The organism is Chitinophaga varians, from assembly GCF_014529945.1.
In the GTDB taxonomy this organism is placed as follows: domain Bacteria; phylum Bacteroidota; class Bacteroidia; order Chitinophagales; family Chitinophagaceae; genus Chitinophaga; species Chitinophaga varians.
Genome location: NZ_JACVFB010000003.1, coordinates 418,023 through 442,106, shown reverse-complemented (window position 1 = coordinate 442,106; position 24,084 = coordinate 418,023). Strand labels below are relative to the sequence as shown.

The following is a 24,084-nucleotide window of genomic DNA, read 5'->3' as shown; positions in this document are numbered from 1 at the left end:
AAATAAGTATGACAGAAAATGTAATTTGGGGGAATAGTTTTGCCTGACGATAACAGCCAGCTTTACACCCACGTTATGGACAACCAAATTACGCTCAAAGAGAAAATCGGCTATGGTTTTGGCGATATGGCTTCCTCTATGTTCTGGAAGCTGTTCGGCATGTATCTGTTGTTTTTTTATACTGATGTGATGGGAATTACCGCGGCTGCCGCGGGTACTATGTTCCTGATTACCCGCATCTGGGACACTCTTTTTGATCCGGTAGCAGGCACTATGGCCGACCGGACTTCTTCCCGCTGGGGTAAGTTCCGCCCTTACCTGTTATATATGGCGATTCCGTTTGGTATCATCGGTGTACTCACTTTCACCACACCAGCGTATGGCGCTTCCGGCAAGTTGGTGTATGCTTATATCACCTATTCCGTTATGATGATGATCTATTCGCTGATCAATGTACCCTACGCCTCTTTGCTGGGCGTTATCACACCGGATGGGCATGAGCGGAATACGCTGGCTTCTTTCCGCATGGCGTTTGCCTTCGGCGGCAGTCTGCTGGCAGTGGCGCTGATAGAGCCGCTGGTGAGCATCTTCAGCGAAAATGATACGCCACAGCGCGGCTGGCAACTGGCCGTTGCCGTGATAGCGTTGATTTGCGTACAGCTGTTCCTGTTATGTTTTGCCTGGGTGAAAGAACGGGTACGCCCTGCCTTTGAACAATCGGCTTCGCTGAAGGATGATCTGCGCGACCTGTGGCAAAACCGCCCGTGGTGGATATTGCTCGGCGCCGGCGTGGCAGCGCTCATATTCAACTCTATCCGCGATGGCGCCACCCTGTACTACTTTAAATACTTCATTCAGCAGGATGCTGCTTTTCAGCTGGCCAATACCAAAGTGACTTATTCCACGCTGTATCTCCTGATAGGTCAGGGAGCCAATATACTGGGCGTCGTACTGGCGTCACCGGTAGGCAACCGTATCGGTAAAAAGAACACCTATCTGTTGGCGATGGTGGTTGCTTCGGTGGGCAGCATCGGATTTTATTGGCTGCGGAAAGAGCAGCTGGTGCTGATCTACGTATTGCAGCTGATCATCAGTGTTTGCGCAGGCATCGTTTTCCCGTTGTTATGGTCGATGTACGCTGACATTGCTGACTACTCCGAATGGCGAAATGGCCGCAGGGCTACAGGCCTCATTTTCTCCTCTTCTTCCATGTCGCAGAAATTTGGCTGGACGATCGGTGGGGCGCTTACCGGCTGGCTGCTGGGCTATTTCGGCTTTCAGGCCAACAGTATGCAGGAGCATGCCACGCAGCAGGGTATCGTGCTGATGTTAAGCTGGCTGCCGGCTGCCGGCGCGCTATTGTCTATTCTTTTTATCATTTTATATCCTTTGTCGGAAGACCGTACCGCCCTTATCAGCAAAGAACTGGCTGTCCGCAAACAACAACTCAACTGATGATACAGCAAGCCTTAAAACAGGAATTACAGACCGAACTACACCGCGTTCTGGACTATTGGGTGAAATACCTGCCGGATGAACAATATGGCGGATTTTACGGGAAGGTGGACAACCATAATAACATCGATAGGCTGGCCCCTAAAGGCGCCGTGCTGAATGCCCGTATCCTGTGGACTTTCTCCGCAGCGTATAACCTTACGGGTGATACCTCATGGCTGCCTATGGCGCGCCGGGCGGAAACCTGGTTCAGAGAGCACCTGCTGGATACGGAGCATGGTGGCGTATTCTGGACAGTGGACCATGAAGGCCGTCCACTGGAAACAAAAAAGCAGGCGTATGCCATCGCCTTCGCCATCTACGCCTACAGCGAGTATTACCGGGCCACGAAAGAAGAAGCGGTAAGGTCCATCGCGATCCGGTTGTATAATCATCTGCAGCGGTACAGTTATGATCCGCAGCATGGCGGTTATTTCGAAGCATTTACGCGTGACTGGAAGCCTTTGTCTGACCAACGTCTCAGCGAAAAGGACGCTAACGAAAAAAAGACCATGAACACACACCTGCATGTGCTGGAGGCTTACGCCAACCTCTACACGGTATGGCCCGAGAGTACGCTGAAAAAGAACATCCAGGACTTACTGCTGCTGTTCCGCGACCGTATCATTGACCGTAAAAGCGGGCATCTGCACCTGTTCTTCGACGAACAATGGAGGGTAAAAGGACAACTGGTGTCTTACGGGCATGATATAGAGGCCAGCTGGCTGCTGCCGGAAGCAGCCAGCATTATCCATGATCAGGAGCTGATACACACTTTTAAGTCGATAACGCTGAAAATGGCGCTGGCAACGGAAGAAGGCCTCGCCCGCGACGGCGGTCTGTGGTATGAATATGAGCCATCCACGCAACACACCGTCACCGAAAAACACTGGTGGGTACAGGCGGAAGCCATCGTGGGATTTGTTAACGCCTGGCAGCTGCAGCCGGCAGGCCGCTTCCTGCAAAGGGCCTATGATTGCTGGAAATTTACCGAAACACAACTGCTCGACAAAACGAACGGTGAGTGGTACTGGGGAATCAAAGAAGATGGCTCCGTCATGGAAGAAGATAAAGCGGGACTGTGGAAATGCCCGTATCACAATGCCCGGGCCTGCATGGAGATGATGAGACGTTTGTAACACTCATGGATTGAGGCAAAATAAGACACCTGAATAACATCGTAGCCCGGGGCGTGAGCCCCGGGGAACGCGAATGATGAATCGTGGGCCATGATCGTGGTCCACGATTCATCGATTCCATATTCCCGGTATCAATATTTAAACACGCTCCGTGTAGTCTGATACACGCCGTCGCTCACCTGTATGAAATACATGCCGCCCGGCATGGCGGTGAGATTAAAATTAGCTTCGAGCGTAGTAGCATCTGCGGGTAGTACGGTAGCTGCTACCTGATGCCCTTTGGCGTCGAGCACAATAAGACGATATGATTTATTCTTTTTATCGGTCAGTTTCACTTTGAAAGGCCCTGTGGTGGGGTTGGGATATACGTTGACCGGCACTTCTTTGGCGGTGGCGGCCATCATGCTGGTCTGCTGCTCAAACAGTTCCAGTTCTGCCAGCTGCGTACCCGTGTCACCGTTATTGGAGGTGATATTGAGGCGGTAGTAGCGGTAGGCGGTGGCGTTGGTGCAGGTATAAGCTTTTGTGAGTCCGCGGGTGGCGAAGGTTTCGTTGGAGCGGCTGTCGATGGTGGTCCAGGTGATGGTGTCATTAGACCCTTGCAGCGACCAGTTTTTGGGATCGCGGGCGGGCACGTCGTTGGCGGAAGTCAGCGTGTACTTGGTGACTTTAGCGGGTGCGGTCGATTTGTATTGTATCCACAGCGCTGTTCTGCCGCTGCGGAAATATTTGGTGGCGGTGTTGTTATCTATCAGGCTGGGGATATCTTCTGAGGGTTTGGTGGTGTTCGGGTATTGACCGGTAATTACGCCGCCATTGTCGGTGATGTCCACCAGCTGTGTAACGGGAGGGGTGGAGTTGGCGTTGTAGCCTACCATGGAAGGCTGGAGGATAACGGCTGTCACGGGAGCGGTAGACACCTGATCGGCGCCGGCGTCCAGCGGTGAGGTGCGGGACTGGCCGTCCATATCAAATTTCACATCCGGATAGGCCGTGGTAGCCGCGCCGATGGCCGGGCTGCCGGATTGCAGGTGGAAGGTGCCTGTTGTGTCGCGGGCTACCAGCGGGTTGGCGGTAACGTAACCACCGCTGGGGATAGCGCCGGCGCTGGTGTTATAGATGATGTTGCCTTTCCAGGTAGGATTGGTATACGGACCGGCGATAGAGGCGGCATTGCTGCCACCCTGAATGATATTATAGGCCACGTTGGTGTAGGTGGCGCCCAGGCCATTGGTACGGCCAGACTGTGTGATGTTGCTGGTATTGTTGACCAGGGTATTGAAGGCTACCAGTACGCGATCGGGGCGGTCGTGGCAGGTGAGCGGTGCGCCGTCGGCCACTTCGCCGTCGCCGTTGCCGATGTTGATAGCAGGATTGCAGCTTTCAAAGTGATTGCTGTAGATCACATGGTCGTCGCCAAAAATGCGGATGCCGGGCGTGTTGACGAAGTAGTTGCCATACACCTTGCATTTGTTGCCATGCCTTAAAGTGAACTGGGCGGCGCAGTCGCGGATGGTATTGTACCGTATTGTTACGGCGGATGATTTCACGGAGATCATTTCATTTTCGCCGGCGCATTGTTCGAAGAGGTTGTATTCCACGATGCTGTTGCTGGAAGACATGCTGTAGCCGCTCAGCCCAAATTGAAACGTTTCCGCACCGTTGCCGGTCTGCGGTTGCTGATCGAGGAAGTAGTTGTGGTGTATCCACAGGCTTTCTGCGATCTGGCTGCCGGAGCCGCGGATGGCCAGAAAGCGGCCCATTGCATTTTTATGCTGGAAGGTGTTGTAATCTACTTCGTGATTCTTGCCGGCGATGGTGAGGTTTTCTCCGTCACCCGGTGTTTCGAAGATGTTGCGGGTAAAGCGGCAGAAGGACGTGCCGCTGCCTGTTTTGGCCTTGCTGGCGCTGTGGGTGAACTTAAATCCCTGGACAATAATGTATTGGGCGGGACTGGCGATGTTGAACCCGCCGGTGCCGGCGATGGTAACACCTGCCACCGACTGCGCTTTGATGGTGATAGGCTGGGCTGCCGTTCCCTGTTGCGTGATGGAGATATCGGCCGAAGCGGTGTAGGTGCCGTTGGCCACGATGATCACATCACCGGGACTGGCATTGTTGATGGCGGTCTGCAAGGCAGAGAGGGACGTCACCGTTGTTTGCGCGGTGGATGCCTGTATGGCTGTCAGCCAGCAAAGTACAAGCAAAGGGAGTAGCTTTTTTCTCATGTGGAATGTTTAAAGTATGGTTGTAGGAAGTAACTGGGTTGAGTAAAGCCGGCCTAGAGGTCTTTCAGGATAACTAACGGTCTTCATTTATGCAATCGTTTGCATTGCAAGAAAAGAAAAAAACTCTGAATTAAAAAAACTGTTTTTTAAGTGCTTCCTGCTGAAGTATTTAGGTACTTTTAGGTGAAGTTATACAGCATGGAAACGATTGACTACAAACTGGAAGCAGCCAAAAAGGCTATGACGTATGTGCGGCAGGGAGATACAGTGGGACTAGGCGCTGGCAGCACCATCGCGCATCTGGTACGGGAACTGGCAGCAGTACCGGCACTACGGGAAAGCATCTCCGTGGCCACCGCCTCTTTTAATACCCGGCTGCTGTTGCAGGAACATGGGTTTACCATCAGGGAAACGGCTTCCGTTGCGCGACTGGACATCCACTTCGATGGGTGCGATCAATTCGACCGTGGCCTCAACGCCCTGAAAAGCGGAGGAGGCGTACACACCCTCGAAAAGCTGTTGGCCGCTATGGCGCAACGTTTTGTACTCATCGGCGACGGCTCCAAATATGTGGAAAAACTACTGCCTACGGTACCAGTAGTGATAGAACTGATCCCCGACGCGCTGTCGTTTGTGCAACAAGCGTTGCTACACCTCTACCCCGATGCGCGCCCCCAACTGCGGCTTAGCAATAAAAAAGACGGGGCGGTCATCACGGAAAGAGGCAACCTGCTGATCGATATCTGGTTCACGGCATTTCCCCCGGTTGCAGAAATTAATCCACAGTTAAAAGCCATCCCCGGGATATTGGAAACATCCCTGTTTTATCAGATGGCCCATGCCGCCATTATCGCTGGTAAAAACGGGGTGACGGAAGTATATCCGGAAAGATAGATCAGTCTGTCTTATCTTTGTGGTATGAAGCAGAAAAGCAGTGATCCCCGTCAGCGGTTGCTCGATACCGCTACCGATCTTTTTTACAGGCAAGGCTACCACGCTACCGGCATCAATCAGGTGCTGCAGGAGGCAGGCGTGGCACGCGCCAGCCTGTACCTGCATTTTGCTTCCAAAGAAGCATTGCTGGAAGCATTCCTGGAATACCGGCACAACTACTGGTTCGATGCCCTGAAAGCCTTTACGGAAAAGCCTTCCAGGCCCAGAGAGAAAATCCTCGCGGCATTTGATTTCCTGCTGGACATCAACGAAAAAGAAAAATACCGCGGATGTGCCTTTCTGAATATCCTCTCCGAAATCACAGAAAAAGATGGAGAAGCTCTCCGCATTATCCGCGATCACAAGAAAGACCTGCGCGCTTATTTCTCCGTTATCCTCAACAAAGAAAAACAACTCATACAGGACCACGTATACCTGCTGTTTGAATCTGCCATGGTAGAAAGCCAGCTATACGCCAATCAATGGCCGGTGCAGGAAGCCAGGAAGATGGTCGCTGAATTGCTCTAGTTCGCTGCTGCCTGTTTCAGCTTTTGTTCTACTAATAATGCATGCAGCACCTCGGTGGAAAGACCGTGCAACGTAAGCCTGAAGGCGGCGCCATAAGTAGGCAGCGGAATCATGGGATGTTTGTTGTTCAACGCCACCAATCGCTCAGGGCAGTCCATGATGGTGGCTGCATACAACCCGATCACTTCATCGAGCTGCAACGAATTGGAAGCCCGCCAAAAATCACTGTCGGTAAGAAAAAACTGATACACCGGTGTGAATATCTCAATAGCGGTAGACAAATCAATACAATTGCTCCACTTATCACGGAAAGGCTCAAAAGGCAAAGGACCGGTGCTGATGGCACTGAAATCCGGCTGCTCCACTTTGGTGATGGCCTTACCTTTTGCTTTGAGCGCATTGTTCAGGTTGATGATAAAATTGTAGAGATTAAGATCGTGCTTTAGAAAAAGATCATCCTTTACAGCATTGACAGACACCGGTTTCAACGGATTCATGGGGATATCTTCCACCTCTTTCACGTTGTCTTTGATGAAACGCAACACTTCCGATCCCAGGTAAAAGTGCCGCAGAATAAGGAAATTGGCTTCCGGCGTAATGCAATACTTCATGCCCCTGTACAACCAGCGGTGCAGCCGTTGTGGCGCATTGATAACATTCGGCGCAATAGCTTTGAATATCTGCAGCAGGATAATTCCTAACCGGGCAAACACTTTTACAAACGGATACAGGAATTGTTTGGTCCTGCGACTGGCATCATACAAAAACGCGGCCTTCGCATCCGGATTAAAAGGGATACTGTTGTCCAGAAACAAGGCATGCCAGTGGCTTGGGTCTCTGGGATTGTTCTCCAGCTTTTCAAAATAAGTACTGTCTTTCATACAGAGATGACGGGTTCAGGTCAGTAATTTCCAATTTGTTCCAGTTGAAGGCGGTACAAACGGCCTACTACCTTGGCGGTTTTCACAATTCTCTCTGCGAGGCTGGTAGTCAGGAGGCCCGACTGAATCGCATTTTCAAACCGCTCGAAATGATTCTCATTAGCGTCGCTGGTTTCATGATAGGTAAAAAACGAAACCTGCTCATCCCGCAGCTGCAGCTGTTGCTGAATAGCACGGCCCCAGTTACCGGACACTCTGTTACCCAGGCCTTCAATGATGAACATCCCGCCCAGCAGATCGAATGGGTCCGGCTGGCTCGCCCTTTGGAACATGTAAGCGCTCAACGCTTCGCTACCAATATTTTTCTCTCCTCGCTGCAATGCTTCCAGCGTACCGCCGCACTGAATATAGTTCTTTTCCAGTATCTGATAGTCCTGGTGTTCATCGCGGGAGTGGGAGATAAAAGAAGAACGGATATCGAAGTGCTCGATGCTGACGTTGGAAGCGGCACGGGCAATCCACTGCGAACCGTCGATTACCTGCTGCCGGAGGTTAAACAGCAAGGCTTTGTATTCTTCCAGCGTCAGTGTGCCGGAGAATATTTTTTTAACAATCGGTACTTGTCGCAGCGAACTTTCAAAATCAATCCACACGGTAGTCAGCTGACGTATCAACCATTCGAGGGTAGGATTGTCCTGCTGTATCCTGATTTCTGGTGCTTTGATCTCCGTCAGCAGTGAGGCCGGATCGAATGTTTGTGTAGCGGTAGGCGGTACTACCGTGAGCATCATGAAACCGGTGATAAAGCGACCGCTTTCCGGTACCATGCACAAAATTTTATCTCCTGCTTTCAACGGTTTGGTGCGCAACAATTCTTCCAGCAATACGAAAATGGAGGCGGTGCCTACATTGCCGACGGAGTACAGGTTGCTGAACCATTTTTCTTCCGGGATGGTCACGCCGCCCTTGGCGAGCAGCTGTATAATTTTTTCCTTGAAGTGATGAGAAGAGTAGTGGCATACCAGCCAGTCAAAGCCCGCGGCGTCGAACTTCCCGTCATCAATCAGTTCAAAGAAACGTTGCACGCCCAGCTTCACCATGTTGTCCACGAGGCGCAGATCTTGTTTCAGGTTGAGCGCACCGTCGCGGTCTGCTTCAGAGAAGCTGTCATAGTCCATCCAGGAGAGCGGTTGGCCGCCTGCTTCTCCTTTGTTCCTGCCGGCATACATGCACACTTCGTACAGATGTGCGTAAGACCGGAGGTCTATCCATTCTATTTGTAAACTGATGTGTTGCGCAGCAGGTTTGTTTTGTAGTAATAATGCTCCGGCGCCATCAGACAACATCCAGCGAAGGAAATCTGTTTCCAGTTCCAGGCCATGGCCGTCCTGAATACGTTGCTGTTGTTCAAATCGTTTGCCCTTGAACAGTCTGCTGGCCAGTTCTCCTGCACAGGCGATGGCTGTTTGGGCGGCGCCCGTCTGAATATTCGTATAGGCGTTTTTGATAGCCATCAGGCCGGCGGCACAAACGCTTTGGTGACTGGCTATTTCACAGGCGGGGTTGCCCAGATCGGCATGCACCATACTGGCGAAACCCGGTACGGGCAAGTCCGACTGTGTTGTAGCTGCTGATATAAAATGGATATCTTCTTTGCCCGTTCCGTTACGGTTCAGGCAATCTTCGATGGCCTTTGCGGTCATGCCGCTAACGGTATGGGTTGTACGCTGTTGCTGGTCCAACGCATAATATCTGGATTGAATACCATTTTGGGACAACATCCTCGTTTTACTGCGGGACGGTTTGCCGCCAATTAATCCAAGGTATTGTTCTATTTCATCGTTGTGAACAGGCTCGCCCGGGAGATATTTACCGGCGGCTGTGATGTAGACGTGCTCTAACTGCATATTGGGAGTATTATCAATGGTGGATGAAAAAAAATGTGTGGCTCAGGTCTATTAAAATTTAAATTAGTCGAAATTTTAGATATAGCAAGCTGAAGAGGAGATAAAGAGATGTTAAAACTGTCTGCGGGTATGTCACAGAATAAGTGCGCGAAAGGCCGTCTTTCTGTGTTTTGATGATTTCTTTTGTATGTTTTAAAGATGATCTTCCATCTTTTCGAGTACTATTTTTAATATTTAAAAGTGCCTGCACTCATGGTTTCCCGGTAGTTGGTGGAAGATCACTTTCTGTACCTTTCATCATTCCCTTCTAATATTATGCAGAACACTTTCTGTTCCTCCGACATTCCTTTCTAATATTATGAAGAGCACTTTCTGTTTCTCCGACGTTCCTTTTTAATATTATGCAGAACACTTGCTGTTCTTTCCATCGTTTCTTTTTAATAGTTATAAAGATCACCTGCTGTTGCGCTCATCATTTCCTTTTAATCTTTTGAAGATCATCGTACTGTTTTTCCGGTAGATGTTTGCTGATTGCCCTAAAACATTTATCTATCGTTTCGCATTAATACCCTAAAAGGTATTTTCCCATCTCTCAAAAAAATCCTTGGTCAAATAACAATAAATATTACCTTTACTTAAAAATAGACAGATCGGTCTGTCTGTATTTTCAAATCAAAAAACTTAAAACATGGAACAGAAACCTCCCTTTCCTCCCTTTACACACGAAACGGCCTTACAGAAAGTACAAATGGCTGAAGATGCCTGGAACAGCCGCAATCCGGAGAAAGTGTCCAAAGCATATACCATCAACACAGAATGGCGCAATCGCGACCAGTTTATCAACGGCCGGGAAGAAGTGGTCGCTTTCCTGACTAAAAAGTGGGAAAAAGAGCTGGATTATCGCCTGAAGAAAGAACTGTGGAGTTTTAACGACAACAAAATCGCGGTGAGGTTTGAATACGAATGGCATGACAAAGACGGGAACTGGTTTCGTTCCTATGGCAATGAGTTATGGGAATTTGACCCTCAGGGGCTGATGCAGCGTCGGTTTGCTTCTATCAACGACGTTCCCATCCAGCGCAGTGAAAGAAAATTCACGGATGAAGCGGGTCCGTTTGTACTGGCCTGTTGACACCTGACAGGCTCATGCTTTATTGCAGGAACGGGAATTGTGGTAACAACCTCCAAAAGTGCGTACTATGGAAAACATTACCAACATGGAGGAGCTGGCAGACAGGGCATGGTTTCAGGTAGCGCCGGGCGTATGGGGAATCCGGGATCTTTTTGTGAATATGTACCTGGTACAAAATGCCCGCACCCGTTCGTGGGTATTGGTAGACGCAGGGCTTCGTACATCGGCCTACAAAATCAAAAGGGCTGCCCGGCAATTGTTTGCCCCCCACTTTGCCCCATCGGCGATAGTGCTCACCCATGGCCATTTTGACCATGTGGGCGCTCTGCCGGCACTGCTGCGGGAATGGGAGGTGCCGGTATATGCACACTACCTGGAAGCGCCTTACCTGACCGGCCGCTCGGCCTATCCGCCACCAGACCCCTGTGCCGGCGGCGGCCTGATGACGATGATGTCCTGGACTTTCCCAACAGACCCTGTTGACCTTAACGGACACCTGCTGCTGCTGCCGGAAGATAAAACCATTCCGGGCCTGGATGGCTGGCGATATATCGAAACACCCGGCCATACGCCCGGCCACATCAGCCTTTTCCGGGAAGAAGATAAACTGCTGCTCGCCGGCGACGCTTTCGTCACCACCCGCGCAGAAGCCCTCAGCAGCACCATGATGCAGACGAAGCATGTTTCCGGTCCGCCGAAATATTTCACTACCGACTGGATATCCGCGGAAACGAGTGTGAAGAAACTGGCGGAACTGGAGCCGGAAGCCGCTGCCACCGGCCATGGCCGTCCGCTCTATGGCACCGCTATGCAGCATCGCCTGCAATGGATGGCCGATCACTTTAAGTCGGTGGCACGCCCCCGCTGCGGACGGTATGTCAAAGAAGCGGCCGTGGCAGGTGTCAACGGAGTGGAGTATATACCGGCGGCGCGCATCCCTAAATGGCTGATACTGGCCGGCGTAGTGACGTTGGTGGCTACCGGCGCACTGTTGTACAACCGGCGAAAGTCATAAACCCCGTTGCATATGTGCGCTCAGCAAACCTCCAAGAAACAAACGATGCCCACACCCGGCAATACCACACCCATGCTGGCCACCCTCGCCGCGGCCGCAACGGACGAACCGGGATGGCTATACGAAATAAAATGGGATGGCTATCGCGCCCTCGCCTTTCTGGATAAAGGGGAGGTAGCGCTGCGATCGCGCAACAATAAGTCCTTCGATGAAAAATATTATCCTGTCCACCAGGCTTTACAACAGTGGAAAGTCAATGCGGTCGTGGATGGCGAAATTGTAGTGATCGATGAAGAAGGATATACGCGCTTCAGCCAGTTGCAGGAGTGGCGTAGCGAAGCGGATGGACAACTGGTCTACTATCTCTTCGATATCCTGTGGCTCAATGGTAAAGATCTTGCCGGACTTCCACTGATGCAACGGAAAAAACTATTACAGCAACTCATGCCGGTAAACAATAACATCCTTCGCTTTAGTGAAGGTTTTGTTACTGACGGCACCGATTTCTTCGAACAAGCCAAAAAACTCAACCTGGAAGGCATCATGGCTAAAAAAACAGACAGCCGCTATCATCCGGGTGTCCGTACGCGCGAATGGCTCAAAATAAAAACCAGCAACCGGCAGGAAGTGGTCATCGGCGGATATACGAAAAACGAAGGGTCTTCCAAACCTTTCAGCTCCTTACTGGTAGGGGTATACGAAAATGGTACACTACAGTATACCGGAAAGATCGGTACCGGTTTCTCTGTCGCCCAGCAACAGGAAATGATGAAGCGGTTCTCCTCTCTGGAAATAAAAAAATCTCCGTTTGCCGTCATCCCCGATGTGAACAAACCTTCCCGCTTCCGGCCCAATCCTCCACAGGCTGAAGCAGTATGGCTGAAACCCAAACTTATCTGCGAAGTGAGTTTCCGCGAAATGACCACCGATGGTGTCATGCGGCATCCCTCTTTTGAAGGCATGCGGGAAGATAAAACACCCGCGCAGGTAACAGCCGAAAAACCGGTTAAAACAAAAGTTGCTAACGCTAAAGCACAAACGAAAAAATCGACCGACAAAAAAGCTACCCTGCAAAAAGCGCTGAAGCCCGCCGCTACCAAAGTGCGCCAGACACTGCTCAACCCCGGTGAAGAAACACAGGTGCGCACGATCAACAGTCATGCGCTCAAATTCACTAACCTCAGCAAAATTTACTGGCCCGGTGAAAAGATCACCAAAAGAGATATGATCAACTACTATTACCAGATGGCGCCTTATCTGGTGCCTTATATCAAAGACCGGCCACAGTCGCTCAACCGCTTTCCCAACGGCATCAACGGAGAGAGCTTCTACCAGAAAGATGTTTCCGGTAAAGCGCCCGACTGGGTGCCTACTTTTCCTTATCATAGCAGTGATGAGCCCCGGGAGAAAGAATACCTGGTAGGGGAGAACGAAGCTACGTTATTGTATATGGCATCGCTGGGATGCATTGAAATCAACCCCTGGAGCAGCCGGCTGAAGAAACCGGAAAACCCCGACTGGTGCATTATTGACCTCGATCCGGATAAGACCACGTTTGATCAGGTGATAGAAGCGGCACAGGTAACGCATGAAATACTGGACGCTGCCGGTATTCCCGGCTATTGTAAAACGTCCGGCTCTACCGGATTGCATATTTACATTCCGCTGGGCGCAAAATACACGTACGAACAATCCAAAGAATTTGGCCGCATCATTGCACGGCTGGTGCATGCCCGCCTGCCGGATACCACCAGTATAGAACGCGCCACCAACCGGCGTAAGCGGAAAATGTACATCGACTTTTTGCAGAACAGGCCACAGGCTACGGTGGCAGCGCCTTATTCGCTGCGTCCCAAACCTGGTGCCACGGTATCTATGCCACTGCATTGGGAGGAAGTAAAAAAGGGACTGACCATGAAAGATTTTACTATCCATAACGCTGTACAGCGCGTGCGGGAAGAAGGCGATATCTTCAAACCTTTGCTGGGCAAGGGCATCAACATGAAAGCAGCGCTTACAGGGCTGGAAAAACTGTTCCGCGAATAACAGAAAGATAGTATCTTCCCTATCCTTGCATTAAAACAATTCGCATGAAGCCTGTTACCGTATGCTTTGGAGAAATACTCTGGGATGTATTTTCCAATGGCGTCCGCAAGCCCGGCGGCGCCCCGTTCAATGTAGCCTATCATCTTTCCCGCCTCGGGATGGACAGCCATATTATCAGTCGCACCGGCGCCGATGAAGCCGGAGCAGCACTGCGGAAAATCCTTCGCCAGTGGCAGATTCCGGAGGAGTTACTACAGCTCGATACACAGCAGGCCACCGGCACTGTACTGGCCACGCAAGGCGACAATCATGAAATGCATTACGATATCCTGAAGCCGGTAGCCTGGGACTTTATCGCCTGGCAACCGGAACAGGAGGCACTGATACGCCGCTCCGGCGCTTTTGTGTTCGGCAGCCTGGCCATACGCAGCGAGGTGTCCTGCCATACCTTATGGAAACTGCTGGACGCAGCTCCTTATAAGGTGCTGGACATTAATATCCGTCCGCCTCACAGCGATATGAACACTATCCGCGAATTGTTGCGCCGGGTTAATCTGGTGAAGATGAATGAGGAAGAGCTGCAACTGGTGCTACAGGCTACCGGCGATACCTTTGATACGCCGGCCGATGGCGCCCGCACCGTGATGCATCGTTACGGCGTACCGCAGCTGATCGTTACCCGCGGCAGCAAAGGCGCGGTGTATGTAGACGAGCACGGACAATACGAACGTCCGGCCAAACAGGTGACGGTGAAAGATACCGTTGGCAGCGGTGATTCGTTTCTGGCTGCTTTCCTGTCGCAAATCCTGAAAGGACGCCCGGTGCCGGCGGCGCTGGACCTGGCCGTAGAGGTGAGCGGGTTCGTCACCACCTGCGAAGGCGCCAATCCGGAATACGACGGCAGCAGATTTGATGTTTGATTTTCGTAACTTAGCCCCATGGCAAAACCACAAACCATTACAGAATTCTATCATGAGAAAATGAACTGCATTCCCGATAACCTCCAGCAGGACATCGGGCATTTTAACGTTTTCCGGATGGAGGATTGTCAGCCTGCGAGCCCCAGCATGTCGTACAACCGCCGCGATTTCTATAAGATCAGCCTTTTGCGGGGGAAGTTCATCTACCATTATGCTGACAGAACGATACTGACGGAAGACGGCAATCTGTTGTTCTTTAATCCGCAGGTGCCCTATGCGTGGGAGCAACTATCGGAAGAACAGGCCTCCGGCTACTTCTGCATATTCCGCGAGTCCTTTCTCACGGAGATGGGCCGCCACACATTAAAAGACCTGCCTATGTTCCACCCGCAGGGAAAACCTTCCTACCAGCTTTCTCCGGAGCTCGAAAAAGAAGTGGAACGGCTGTTCATTAAAATGCTGGATGAAATCAGCAGTGACTACCGCGGGAAATATGACCTGATCCGCAATTATCTCATGGAGATGTTGCACCTGGTCATGAAAATGGAGCCGTCAGAGAAGCTTTACCAGCATCGCAATGCCAATGAAAGGATTACGGCGGTTTTCATGGAACTGCTGGAGCGACAATTCCCCATTGAGGCACCCGGGCGCATATTCCGGTTGCGTGCCGCCGGTGATTTTGCCGGCGAACTATCGGTGCATGTGAACCACCTGAACCGGGCCGTAAAGGAAATCACCGGTAAAACTACCACCAGCCTTATCTCCGAAAGAATTGTGACGGAGGCGAAAGCGCTGCTGCGCCATACCGATTGGAACATAGCGGAAATCAGCTATAGTCTTGGGTTTGAGGAGCCTTCTCACTTCAATAACTTCTTCCGGAAACACACCCAGCTAACACCGAGCGGATTTCGGGTTGTTTGATTTTTGCAATCATTCGTTTGTTTCGCGTAATAATAGAAATGCAGGCCTCCCCTAATTTTGTTGTCATAAAAATTGAAAATCTTATGAGCAACAAAAAAGTATGGTTTGTGACTGGCGCTTCTAAAGGATTAGGTCGCGATCTCGTTAAAAAACTGTTAGCCGGCGGTTACCGTGTGGCAGCTACTTCCCGCAATCTCGATGAACTAAGCAAAATAGCCACAGATGATAATTTCCTGCCCCTCTCCATGCAGGTGACTGACGAAGCCAGCGTGGCCAAAGCACTGGCAGATACCGTTGTACGCTTTGGACGTGTAGACGTGGTAGTGAATAACGCCGGCTACGGACTGGCTGGTGGCCTCGAGGAACTGTCCGACAGCGAAGCACGCGGTAACTTTGACATCAACGTTTTCGGTACACTCAATGTCATCCGTAAAGTGCTGCCTTATTTCCGCGCGCAAAAATCAGGACATATCTTCAACGTGTCTTCCATTGCCGGCTTCACGGGTAGCTTCCCCGGCTTCGGTATCTACTGCGCTACCAAATTCGCGGTGGACGGCCTTTCTGAATCTCTTGCCACAGAAGTAAAACCTTTCGGCATCCATGTCACCATCGTTTCTCCGGGTTATTTCCGGACTGACTTCCTCGCCAGCGGTTCTCTCGCAGTGCCTGCGAAGCCTATTGCTGATTACACGCTGGTAAGGGACCTGGTATCCCGTCACCAGAACGAAATCAATCACAATCAGGCAGGTGATCCTGAGAAAGCTGCTGCAGCCTTCATTGAGGTGAGCGAAGCGGAAAATCCACCGGTACACCTCTTCCTCGGTGAAGATGCGTATAACATGGTATATGCGAAAATCGATGCGATTAAAGAAGAAGTGGAAGCGTGGAAAACAACAACCGTAAGTACCGGTTATTAATCCATATGGTAGCCCCCGGGTTCATGGGCCGAAGCCCGGGGCTACTATTATTGTATCTCAAAAGTGGCTGTCAGGGAGAGCTTGCCGGCTTTCCCCTTTGTCACCAGGTCCTGTATCTGTTTGTCCGTCAGTTTTTTCCCGTTGACTTCAAACGGAATTTTAAAGCCGCATACTTTGAAATTGGCGCAGCCATAAGCGCTGTTGCCTTTTATCAGCTGGTGTTCCTTGCATTTAGGGCAATTGAGCACCGCCAGGTCAACCGGTTTCTTCTCTCTCGGCTTGCGTTCTTTTTTCGGCTTCTCTTCCTTGTCTGCTGACGGCGGTGGCGCATCCGGCACGATGGTAATGGTTTTGTAGCTCGCGGTTTTCACTTCTTTGGTGAGGTCTGCCACCATGGTGATCAGTTCATCTTTGAACGTGTCCATGGCATATTCCCCTTTCTCGATCAGGCGCAGCTTACGTTCCCACTGGCCGGTGAGCTCAGGGCTTTTGAGCAGCTCCGTCTGGATGGTATCAATCAGATCGATACCGGTTTGTGTAGCGAAGATGTTCTTTTTTCTTTTGTCGATGTATTTGCGGCGGAACAGTGTTTCGATGATATTGGCGCGGGTAGAAGGGCGGCCGATGCCGTTGTCTTTCAGCAGCTCGCGCATTTCTTCGTCGTCCACCTGTTTGCCGGCTGTTTCCATGGCCCGGAGCAAACTCGCTTCTGTAAAGGCTTTGGGCGGGGAGGTTTTACCCTGATGGATGCGGGGCGTATGTGGACCGCTTTCTCCGACTACAAAATCCGGAATAAATTTCTCTTCTTCCTCGCCTTCTTTTTTGATGCTGGTATCGTTGGCATACACCTCTTTCCAGCCCGGTTCAATGATTTGTTTACCAGTCACCTTAAACGGTACCTGTCCTACTTTCCCCAGTACGGTGGTATTGGATATTTTACATTCCGGATAGAACGCTGCGATGAAGCGGCGTGCGATGAGATCGTAAATCCGTTTCTCTTCCGGCGGCAGTCCGCTGCCGGGATGTACGCCTGTGGGGATGATGGCGTGGTGGTCCGTTACTTTTTTATCATCGAAAACTGTTTTCAGTTTCGGGATAGGATTGGCCAGCACCGGGGCCGTGAGCGCCGCGTAGGGCGTCATGTCCTGCAGGATGCCGGCTACTTTGGGATGCAGGTCTTCCGAGAGGTAGGTGGTATCTACGCGGGGGTAGGTGACCAGTTTTTTCTCGTAGAGGTTCTGCACATATTTGAGGGTATCGTCTGCCGAGTATGCATATTTTTTGTTGGCCGCCACCTGCAGCGAGGTGAGGTCAAACAGGCGGGGATTGCCTTCTTTACCATCTTTTTTCTCGAAAGAGGTCACTTCAAACGGATGTTCCTGTAAGTAGGCCAGTCCTTTCTGTGCTTTTTCCACACTGCCGAGACGGTCGATGGCGGCGGTGAATTCCGTATCACGGTACACCGTTTTCAGCTCCCAGTAATCTTCTGATACGAAGGCGTTGATTTCTTTCTGCCGCGCTACGATCATGGCGAGGGTAGGGGTTTGTACCCGCCCGATAGACAGGACCGTTTTACCGACTGCAAACTTTTTGGTAAAAAGACGGGTGGCGTTCATGCCCAGCAGCCAGTCGCCAATAGCGCGGGCGCTGCCGGCGGCATAGAGGTTGTCATACTGACCGGCATCCCGGAGTTGCTGAAAGCCATTACGTATAGCCTCTTCCGTGAGGGAGGAGATCCACAGTCTTTTAACAGGAGCGGCACATTTGGCCTTGAGTAGTACCCAGCGTTGTATCAGTTCACCTTCCTGGCCGGCATCACCACAGTTGATCACTTCATCACATTGTTGTACCAGCTGCTCGATAATTTTGAACTGCTTTTGTACACCATTATTTTCTATCAGTTTGATACCAAAACTGGGAGGGATCATGGGAAGATCTTCCAGCCGCCAGAACTTCCATTGTTCGTAATAATCGTGTGGTTCTTTCAGTGTACAAAAATGGCCGAAAGTCCAGGTTACCTGGTAGCCATTGCCTTCGTAGTAGCCATCTTTGCGTTGCTTCGCACCGATTACTTCTGCTATGTCCCTGGCTACACTTGGTTTTTCTGCAATGCAAACTTTCATAAAAAGTTGAAATAGGGTAACAAATATCGGACAATTTACTGTTTTTGCCGGATTTTAATAGGCTGCCGATATACATTAATCGCGGGTTATTATGAGAAGATTAACAATTATAACAAGGGGTAAATGTTCTTATTAACAATCTCGCGACAACCTTTCCCCCTGAAATCCCGTAAATTGTTAGTGCTAAATCCTTAAACCCTGGATTTTATGATAGCGTTTAATCAGGCTCTGATCGTCCTTGCAAGAGATAAGGAAGTCACCATTGCTCACACCCGTCTGAAAGACTCCGTCGGAGACTTCAAAACCCGTGAAATACTCCACCAGTTGCTGAATCATACACAGGAAACAGCATCCTACATCAATATGGACAAGTATGTGGTGCTGGAAGAAATGGCGGATTACGGCATGTGGGAGGAGTACATTATTTTCCCTAAACTGGGCAATGATGCCGGCGAATCGATGTCGCTGGCTTTTAACATGGTATTCGCTACCGGTTATCAGGAGGTGGTGATGGTGGGAATGGACTGTCCGCATCTGTCGCCCGAACTGCTGGAAGAAGCTTTCGCCGCATTGAAACATAATCAGGTGGTGATAGGTCCGGCGCAGCATGGCGGTTTTTATCTGCTGGGCATGCAACGTTTTTATCCTGAACTCTTCGACTTCGTGGATGCCGGCTCCGCACAATGGCTTCGTGGCCTGCTGACGGCCATCAATAAATTACAGCTGCGGTTTACCTTTCTGCCTACGCTGAACGTGGTACAGGAACTGGCGGATGTGCCGGAAGACTGGCTGTGACTGTGATGGCCATAATGAATGCTGATCTATTTGATACCTGTTACCCCCGAAGATTATATCGTTGTTTTTGGGCCTGAAGTTATATTTTTGAGCCATGACCAACCCCCATCCAACATATCAATCATCATTCGGACTACTACAGGCTGAAGCCGCCCCGGATGACCAATTCTTTTGGAAAGGTGACATAACCCTGCAGCATCCGTTATTCACCGGAACAGTGCCCGTTTATCTCATAACAAAAGAAGCACGTTTATCGCCGGATATGCTCCGCTTTACGGAACAGATTGTAGCCAATGTGGGGGAATATATTGAAAAATCACTGTTGTTTATTCAACAGACATTGGCCAATGACCCTGAAACATACAACATCACTGCCACAGAGCGTGCCTGGCTGGAGGTGGATATCAGCGAGTTCCCGCTGGAATTTCCGGAACTTACTTTTTATGAAGCCGAAGAATGGTTTATCCGCTTTGCCGGAGGCCGGTTTCAAATCTGTGATCCATACGGTATTGGGGTTACTTATCGTGCTACCGTTCCCGTGAATGTGAATAACCTGGAAGACAGTATGGATGCGGAATAAGCGGCCGCTTATATCGATCTATATGTTTTGATCATGTCCCCGATTTCATTCCTGTGGAGATATTCGGCCCAATCCAGCGGATTGCCGTCATGTATGGCGTCTTTGATCTCCAGGTTGGGTTGGGCGGATAATGCCAGCTGCGCCAGCGCGATGTCATTTTTTTCCACTGCTGCGTGCAACAACGTGTATTGAAAATCACCATACAGGCGGTCCACTTCTTCCTTGTTTTGTGCCAGTATGGCTGCGGCGCGGTCTTTCCAGCCGAGGTTCCAGGCATCCAGTGCTCCGCAGGAAACACCGTGGGCTATCAGCCATTCAGCAGCAGCCGGTTGCTGGCAGTGTACGGCCAGTTCCAGCAAACGCATGCCGTTGCAAAGGGGCGCATGCAGATCGGCGCCTGTAAGAGCTTGCAGCGCGGCGATATCTCCTTTGCCGATCGCCTCTGCCAGCGCTATCTGTTCCGCGCCAGGCGGACGGGTTTGCAGCCGGTCATCGGTGATCCACCAGGTGAGACCATCATTGATCCATTGAAAGCCTAATTGCTCGTATATAGGCCTTCCCATGTGATTGGCATTCAGCGTGGCGTAATGATATCCTTTTTCACGCGCCCGTATACAGGCGGCGTTAACAATCGCCTTGCCAATGCCCAGGCCCCTTGCTGCCGGCACTACGCCCACATTGTAAATGCCGGCCACGCCACCACCAAACAGCAGCAGCGTTTGTGCTACAATACAGCCATTCAGCGTAGCTACAAAACGCTGCACCACATCCGGGCTCTCATCCTGTAAGCCAACCGTTCCCCGGTTGTTGTTTTGCGCATAGGGCAACTCGCTGATGGTATGCAGTGGCGTGGTGTTGTCGGGCGTAATTTGCAGCCCTTCCGGCGATGCGTAGGCCGTGTTGATATGTTGGAGGTCCAGCGCCATCCAGCAAGGCTGCCACCCCGGTTGAAAACCCCGCGCCAGCAGCAATACATCCAGCTGCGGCGTGGCAGGCGGCTGGAGCGACCAGCAGCCGATATTACGGCTGGGGTGCGTTCGATAGTATTCCATCATCTCATTTAGCCCGGTGGTATCACCGGGCAGCGCCGGGAAGAGTACGGTGCCGCCGGCTTCTGCTTCGATGTAGGTCCAGCTGAGGTCCTGCGCTGCGTGTATAACGCCGTTTTTGATACGGGCATCGAGGAAAAACAAATCGCGATGGTTTTGCACGATAGCAGCTTCGAGCTGTGAAGCGGTGGCATGGCGTAAGATGGTATTCATGAAAACAAATTAAAGGACAAGTGGAATTTACGGATAGTTATTCGGAATATACTATTGTCTGTAAAAGCAGGAAATAAAAAAGAAGCCCGCATTGAATAAACAATGCAGGCTTCTTTCTCTATTAAAATCACCATACGAGAGACACGATGTTAATCAGCAGTTTCGGTCATACCCCAGTCCTTATACTGCGCCCTTATCTTGTTCAACACGGGACCTTCAAACGCAATACATCCACCGGCGAAAAAATCTGTCCAGGTGATATCGCTGTTGAAGTGGGCGAGGGTATACCCGTTTTCAAATGTCAGCAGGAGCTGATGTTTTTCGAGTATCACCTGAAAACGCCCGAGGGTGTTGAGCAGTAGCCTTCTGAGGGCGCCCTGCTCTATATAACCGGCCGCTGTTTCCTGGCATAATGGAAAAAGGGTGTGTACCATCACGTAGTCTGCCAGGAAGGGTTGGACATTAAAATGAGCAGCGGCGAGTAGTGACATCTCATAGTATGCCGCTGCTGGCTTCATTTTATTTCCATGTTTTTTCACCTTTTTTCATTTTATCCAGGATATCCTGATATGTCTTCTTATCGCCGGAAGGGGCTAGTTGAACGGCCTTTTCTTCATTAGCGATGGCGTCATCTTTTTTGCCGGCTTTATACAACACATTGGCGTAGGTGTCGATATAGGCCGGGTTGTTGTCCACTTTCAGCAGATGCTGGCACCAGTTGGCGGCATTGCTGAGATGGGTGGGGTCTGAGCTGTTTTCGAAGACAGTCCATGCGTAGCTGTTCAGTTCATTGGGGGAGATATAAGCGGCGCATTTACCAACATATTGATCGGCAGCGGTCGCGAAGTTGTCCCAGTCTTTCTGGTTCAGCAGGTGAATGGTTTTGGCACGCAGGAATATTTCTTCTCCCGGAGCGCCATATTGTTTGGTTTTCGCTTCTATTTTGTTCCAGTCGGGACGGGCAGCGGCATCCGGCACATAAGGTTTGATTTCTTCGCCGTAGATGATGGTCATCAGTCTGACGTCTGCCTGGCGCTGGCCGAGGGTTTTGTTGATCTGGTCACGATTGTCCATCAGGAGGGCGAAGCCTTTATCGCGGCTGCTGGTGGTGAATTTGTTGATAAACGCCATCTGGCTGCGTGTCAGTGGTGCTTTCATCTGTCCGATGTAGTCGTCGGATATTTTAGCGGCATTGGGCCTGTCATTGGCGCGGAGCGCCATTTGTGCCAGCTGTTGCAGGAAAGGGCCGTCTTTTTTGCCATTGTTGTAGGCATCGAGCAGGGCAGCATATTGGTTGTCCGGATTAGTGGTGTCGATATCTTTCACGATGAAGGCGGCGGCCACTTCGCTGGTGGGGGGCACTAATGCGCTGTGTATCTGCCGCAGTTGGCCCACCGGTACTTTGATCACTTCACGGTCATAGGAAATGAGGCCGTTTTCTTCTGTTTCCACGTCAAATGGTTCGGTATAGATAGAGCCGCTGAGGCCTTCTTCTTCGTATAGTTTCAGGTGTTTGTTCATGAAACTGTATTTGTGGGCGAAGGCGGCTGCGGGGATAGAGATATAGCCCCATCCGTCGGCTTCGTTCCATTGGTGGTTGGGCGTTTTCACCTGTACACCGCCCCATTCGCCGAGTACTCTGGCTTTGCCGGGGAGGGCAGGAGCAAGGCCCGGACCGGGATAATCATGTATGTCTGTCAGGTCGCTGCTTTTCCATTTTTCGTTGACGTCTTTGGGAGATTCCCGGTCATAGTTTTCACCGGTGTGACCGTTGATGATACGGGAAGGGTCCATCTGTTTCATCGCTTCGGTGAGGCGTTGCTGATCATAGCGCGCCCAGCCTTCGTTGAACAGCACCCAGCAAACGATAGAGGGTGAGTTGAAACACTGGGAAACGATGGCCGCATTTTCTTTTTCAAAATTCTTATGGGCCTGATCGCTGTTGTTAGGACAGGTAACCATGTCCTGCCATACGAGGATGCCTTCTTTATCGCAATGGTAGTACCAGCGGGGTGGTTCTACTTTTACGTGTTTGCGGATCGTATTAAAGCCCATGGACTTGATGGCGAGCACGTCAAATTTCAGCGCCTCATCAGTAGGGGCGGTGTACAGCCCGTCGGGCCAGAAACCCTGGTCCAGCACGCCGAGGTTGTAGGTGTATTTGCCGTTGAGGAAGATACGTTCCTGTCCGTTCTCGTCTTTTTTGATTTCTATTTTACGCATGCCGAAGTAAGAGCCAACGGTGTCGACTACTTTGTTGTTATACAGCAGCTTCACGGTAAGATTGTAGAGGAAAGGTTCGTTGGGCGACCAGAGGCGGGCATCCGGAACGGGCAGTTGTAAATCTGTATTGGGTTTGCCTTTGAGGGTACTGATGACAGACCCGTTGGAGGAGGCCACTGCTTCCACCGTATAGCCGGCAGCATTGCCGGCTGTGTTCACGCGGAGGTCCAGGCGTTGCTGATCTACCTGTGGGACCATTTTCAGTCCGTCGATATAAACAGCCGGCACTGTTTCCAGCCATACCGTTTGCCAGATGCCGCTGCTGCCGGTATACAGGATGTTGCGGGGTTGCAGTACCTGTTTACCGTGGGGGTTGTCACCGGCATCGGTAGGGTCGAGGACAGACACCACCAGTTCATTGTCTTTGTCTTTCAGCTGGTCGGTGATATCGAACTGGAAGCCGGTATAGCCGCCGGTATGGTTGCCTAGTTTTTTGCCGTTGAGGAAAACGGTCGCGTCGTAATCGACAGCGCCGAAGTGCAGCAGTACTCTGTCTTTTCCTTTAGTGGCAGGTTTATGGAAAGTTTTTTTATACCATAAGCGTTGATCGGGCTGTAAGGTTTTCTGTACGCCGGAGAGGGCTGATTCCAGGGGGAATGGAACGAGTATCTCGCCGTTAAAGGAGGTGGGCGGTGTCTGGTCGCCGGCGCCGGTGACAGCATATTGCCAGATGCCGTTGAGGTTTTCCCAATTGGGCCGTACCATTTGCGGCCGTGGATATTCGGGGAGGGTATTGGAGGGACTGACTTCTTTAGCCCATCTGGTTTGGAGGGGGGAAGGTTTCATTTTCCAGGATACCGCTGATTGGCCGGATGCCAGGATACTGAGGGTTGTGCATCCCACAACGAGGAATGCAACGCTGATTTGTCGTAACATGTTCAGGTCGGTTAATAATAACTAGATAATCGATGTCTATAATATACGTTATGCGGGTGCTTACAGGCCGCAGCCGTGTATTCTGGTTGGTTTTGGGGGACAGT

Annotated in this window: 19 protein-coding genes; 12 read left to right on the top strand and 7 right to left on the bottom strand. The window is 51.0% G+C overall.

Translation table 11 applies throughout. The annotated features are described in order from the left end of the window. Positions 1-75 precede the first annotated feature (75 nt). Complete coding sequence (locus tag ICL55_RS16140) at positions 76-1,455, top strand: MFS transporter (RefSeq protein WP_188099068.1); 1,380 nt, start codon at positions 76-78, stop codon at positions 1,453-1,455. Further along, positions 1,455-2,633, top strand: a complete 1,179-nt coding sequence (locus ICL55_RS16135; RefSeq protein ID WP_188099066.1) for an AGE family epimerase/isomerase — start codon at positions 1,455-1,457, stop codon at positions 2,631-2,633. Before ICL55_RS16140 ends, ICL55_RS16135 begins: the two co-directional genes overlap by 1 nt. A 131-nt stretch (positions 2,634-2,764) precedes the next feature. Here the strand turns inward: ICL55_RS16135 and ICL55_RS16130 are convergent, their stop codons facing one another. After that, on the bottom strand, positions 2,765-4,861 hold the full coding sequence (locus ICL55_RS16130) for a chondroitinase-B domain-containing protein (protein WP_188099064.1): 2,097 nt from the start codon (positions 4,859-4,861) through the stop codon (positions 2,765-2,767). 198 nt (positions 4,862-5,059) lie between these two features. Here ICL55_RS16130 and rpiA point away from each other — a divergent pair, with 198 nt between their 5' ends. Both rpiA and ICL55_RS16120 read left to right on the top strand, forming a co-directional pair. Beyond that, positions 5,060-5,755 carry a ribose 5-phosphate isomerase A gene (rpiA, locus tag ICL55_RS16125; RefSeq protein WP_188099062.1) on the top strand — a complete coding sequence of 232 codons (696 nt, stop codon included), beginning with the start codon at positions 5,060-5,062 and terminating at the stop codon, positions 5,753-5,755. A gap of 24 nt (positions 5,756-5,779) precedes the next feature. Then, positions 5,780-6,322 (top strand): TetR/AcrR family transcriptional regulator, encoded by a 543-nt coding sequence (locus ICL55_RS16120; RefSeq protein ID WP_188099060.1) that lies wholly within the window; start codon positions 5,780-5,782, stop codon positions 6,320-6,322. On the opposite strand, the gene ICL55_RS16115 is transcribed toward ICL55_RS16120, so the two are convergent. Both ICL55_RS16115 and ICL55_RS16110 read right to left on the bottom strand, forming a co-directional pair. Next, positions 6,319-7,203 (bottom strand): DUF6999 family protein, encoded by an 885-nt coding sequence (locus ICL55_RS16115; RefSeq protein ID WP_188099058.1) that lies wholly within the window; start codon positions 7,201-7,203, stop codon positions 6,319-6,321. The two genes, ICL55_RS16120 and ICL55_RS16115, sit on opposite strands and share 4 nt — an antisense overlap. Before the next feature lie 20 nt (positions 7,204-7,223). Further along, the gene (locus ICL55_RS16110; protein ID WP_188099056.1) at positions 7,224-9,110 is read right to left on the bottom strand and encodes a beta-ketoacyl-ACP synthase III; all 1,887 of its coding nucleotides are present in this window, start codon (positions 9,108-9,110) and stop codon (positions 7,224-7,226) included. A 688-nt stretch (positions 9,111-9,798) separates the two neighbouring features. On the opposite strand from ICL55_RS16110, the gene ICL55_RS16105 reads away from it, so the two are divergent. The 6 genes from ICL55_RS16105 to ICL55_RS16080 all read left to right on the top strand — a co-directional run bounded on the left by ICL55_RS16105 (position 9,799) and on the right by ICL55_RS16080 (position 16,061). Further along, positions 9,799-10,242 (top strand): nuclear transport factor 2 family protein, encoded by a 444-nt coding sequence (locus ICL55_RS16105; RefSeq protein ID WP_188099054.1) that lies wholly within the window; start codon positions 9,799-9,801, stop codon positions 10,240-10,242. A gap of 67 nt (positions 10,243-10,309) precedes the next feature. Then, entirely contained in the window at positions 10,310-11,257 is a 948-nt protein-coding gene (locus ICL55_RS16100) for an MBL fold metallo-hydrolase (RefSeq protein WP_223151471.1), read from the top strand. Between the two features lie 12 nt (positions 11,258-11,269). Then, complete coding sequence (gene ligD, locus ICL55_RS16095; protein WP_246496393.1) at positions 11,270-13,303, top strand: DNA ligase D; 2,034 nt, start codon at positions 11,270-11,272, stop codon at positions 13,301-13,303. A 44-nt stretch (positions 13,304-13,347) separates the two neighbouring features. Then, positions 13,348-14,223: a carbohydrate kinase family protein gene (locus tag ICL55_RS16090; protein ID WP_188099052.1), complete on the top strand. Its 876-nt coding sequence runs from the start codon at positions 13,348-13,350 to the stop codon at positions 14,221-14,223. A gap of 18 nt (positions 14,224-14,241) precedes the next feature. After that, positions 14,242-15,144 carry a helix-turn-helix domain-containing protein gene (locus ICL55_RS16085; RefSeq protein WP_188099050.1) on the top strand — a complete coding sequence of 301 codons (903 nt, stop codon included), beginning with the start codon at positions 14,242-14,244 and terminating at the stop codon, positions 15,142-15,144. 83 nt (positions 15,145-15,227) lie between these two features. Then, on the top strand, positions 15,228-16,061 hold the full coding sequence (locus ICL55_RS16080) for an oxidoreductase (protein ID WP_188099048.1): 834 nt from the start codon (positions 15,228-15,230) through the stop codon (positions 16,059-16,061). A 47-nt stretch (positions 16,062-16,108) separates the two neighbouring features. Here the strand turns inward: ICL55_RS16080 and ICL55_RS16075 are convergent, their stop codons facing one another. Next, a complete protein-coding gene (locus tag ICL55_RS16075) occupies positions 16,109-18,184 on the bottom strand; it encodes a type IA DNA topoisomerase (RefSeq protein ID WP_188099046.1) in 2,076 nt (691 codons plus the stop codon). 207 nt (positions 18,185-18,391) lie between these two features. Between ICL55_RS16075 and ICL55_RS16070 the strand changes: the two genes are divergently transcribed. Further along, a complete protein-coding gene (locus ICL55_RS16070) occupies positions 18,392-18,979 on the top strand; it encodes a TIGR04282 family arsenosugar biosynthesis glycosyltransferase (RefSeq protein ID WP_188099044.1) in 588 nt (195 codons plus the stop codon). A 94-nt stretch (positions 18,980-19,073) separates the two neighbouring features. Beyond that, entirely contained in the window at positions 19,074-19,559 is a 486-nt protein-coding gene (locus tag ICL55_RS16065) for a hypothetical protein (RefSeq protein WP_188099042.1), read from the top strand. Between the two features lie 8 nt (positions 19,560-19,567). Here ICL55_RS16065 and ICL55_RS16060 read toward each other — a convergent pair whose 3' ends face one another. The 3 genes from ICL55_RS16060 to ICL55_RS16050 form a co-directional block, all read right to left on the bottom strand. Further along, positions 19,568-20,821 carry a GNAT family N-acetyltransferase gene (locus ICL55_RS16060; protein ID WP_188099040.1) on the bottom strand — a complete coding sequence of 418 codons (1,254 nt, stop codon included), beginning with the start codon at positions 20,819-20,821 and terminating at the stop codon, positions 19,568-19,570. 149 nt (positions 20,822-20,970) lie between these two features. Next, on the bottom strand, positions 20,971-21,339 hold the full coding sequence (locus ICL55_RS16055) for a hypothetical protein (RefSeq protein WP_188099037.1): 369 nt from the start codon (positions 21,337-21,339) through the stop codon (positions 20,971-20,973). Position 21,340: 1 nt separating this feature from the next. After that, complete coding sequence (locus ICL55_RS16050; protein ID WP_188099035.1) at positions 21,341-23,980, bottom strand: glycoside hydrolase family 2 protein; 2,640 nt, start codon at positions 23,978-23,980, stop codon at positions 21,341-21,343. Positions 23,981-24,084: the final 104 nt, after the last annotated feature.

Excerpts from the sequence above, each read along its gene's own strand:
- ICL55_RS16100 (WP_223151471.1), top strand. The coding sequence starts at position 10,310 with ATGGAAAACATTACCAACATGGAGGAGCTGGCAGACAGGGCATGGTTT.
- ICL55_RS16060 (WP_188099040.1), bottom strand. The coding sequence starts at position 20,821 with ATGAATACCATCTTACGCCATGCCACCGCTTCACAGCTCGAAGCTGCT.
- ICL55_RS16065 (WP_188099042.1), top strand. The coding sequence starts at position 19,074 with ATGACCAACCCCCATCCAACATATCAATCATCATTCGGACTACTACAG.
- ICL55_RS16090 (WP_188099052.1), top strand. The coding sequence starts at position 13,348 with ATGAAGCCTGTTACCGTATGCTTTGGAGAAATACTCTGGGATGTATTT.
- ICL55_RS16135 (WP_188099066.1), top strand. The coding sequence starts at position 1,455 with ATGATACAGCAAGCCTTAAAACAGGAATTACAGACCGAACTACACCGC.
- rpiA (WP_188099062.1), top strand. The coding sequence starts at position 5,060 with ATGGAAACGATTGACTACAAACTGGAAGCAGCCAAAAAGGCTATGACG.
- ICL55_RS16120 (WP_188099060.1), top strand. The coding sequence starts at position 5,780 with ATGAAGCAGAAAAGCAGTGATCCCCGTCAGCGGTTGCTCGATACCGCT.
- ICL55_RS16110 (WP_188099056.1), bottom strand. The coding sequence starts at position 9,110 with ATGCAGTTAGAGCACGTCTACATCACAGCCGCCGGTAAATATCTCCCG.
- ICL55_RS16105 (WP_188099054.1), top strand. The coding sequence starts at position 9,799 with ATGGAACAGAAACCTCCCTTTCCTCCCTTTACACACGAAACGGCCTTA.
- ICL55_RS16070 (WP_188099044.1), top strand. The coding sequence starts at position 18,392 with ATGATAGCGTTTAATCAGGCTCTGATCGTCCTTGCAAGAGATAAGGAA.
- ICL55_RS16080 (WP_188099048.1), top strand. The coding sequence starts at position 15,228 with ATGAGCAACAAAAAAGTATGGTTTGTGACTGGCGCTTCTAAAGGATTA.
- ICL55_RS16115 (WP_188099058.1), bottom strand. The coding sequence starts at position 7,203 with ATGAAAGACAGTACTTATTTTGAAAAGCTGGAGAACAATCCCAGAGAC.
- ICL55_RS16055 (WP_188099037.1), bottom strand. The coding sequence starts at position 21,339 with ATGAAGCCAGCAGCGGCATACTATGAGATGTCACTACTCGCCGCTGCT.
- ICL55_RS16085 (WP_188099050.1), top strand. The coding sequence starts at position 14,242 with ATGGCAAAACCACAAACCATTACAGAATTCTATCATGAGAAAATGAAC.
- ICL55_RS16130 (WP_188099064.1), bottom strand. The coding sequence starts at position 4,861 with ATGAGAAAAAAGCTACTCCCTTTGCTTGTACTTTGCTGGCTGACAGCC.
- ligD (WP_246496393.1), top strand. The coding sequence starts at position 11,270 with ATGTGCGCTCAGCAAACCTCCAAGAAACAAACGATGCCCACACCCGGC.
- ICL55_RS16050 (WP_188099035.1), bottom strand. The coding sequence starts at position 23,980 with ATGTTACGACAAATCAGCGTTGCATTCCTCGTTGTGGGATGCACAACC.
- ICL55_RS16075 (WP_188099046.1), bottom strand. The coding sequence starts at position 18,184 with ATGAAAGTTTGCATTGCAGAAAAACCAAGTGTAGCCAGGGACATAGCA.
- ICL55_RS16140 (WP_188099068.1), top strand. The coding sequence starts at position 76 with ATGGACAACCAAATTACGCTCAAAGAGAAAATCGGCTATGGTTTTGGC.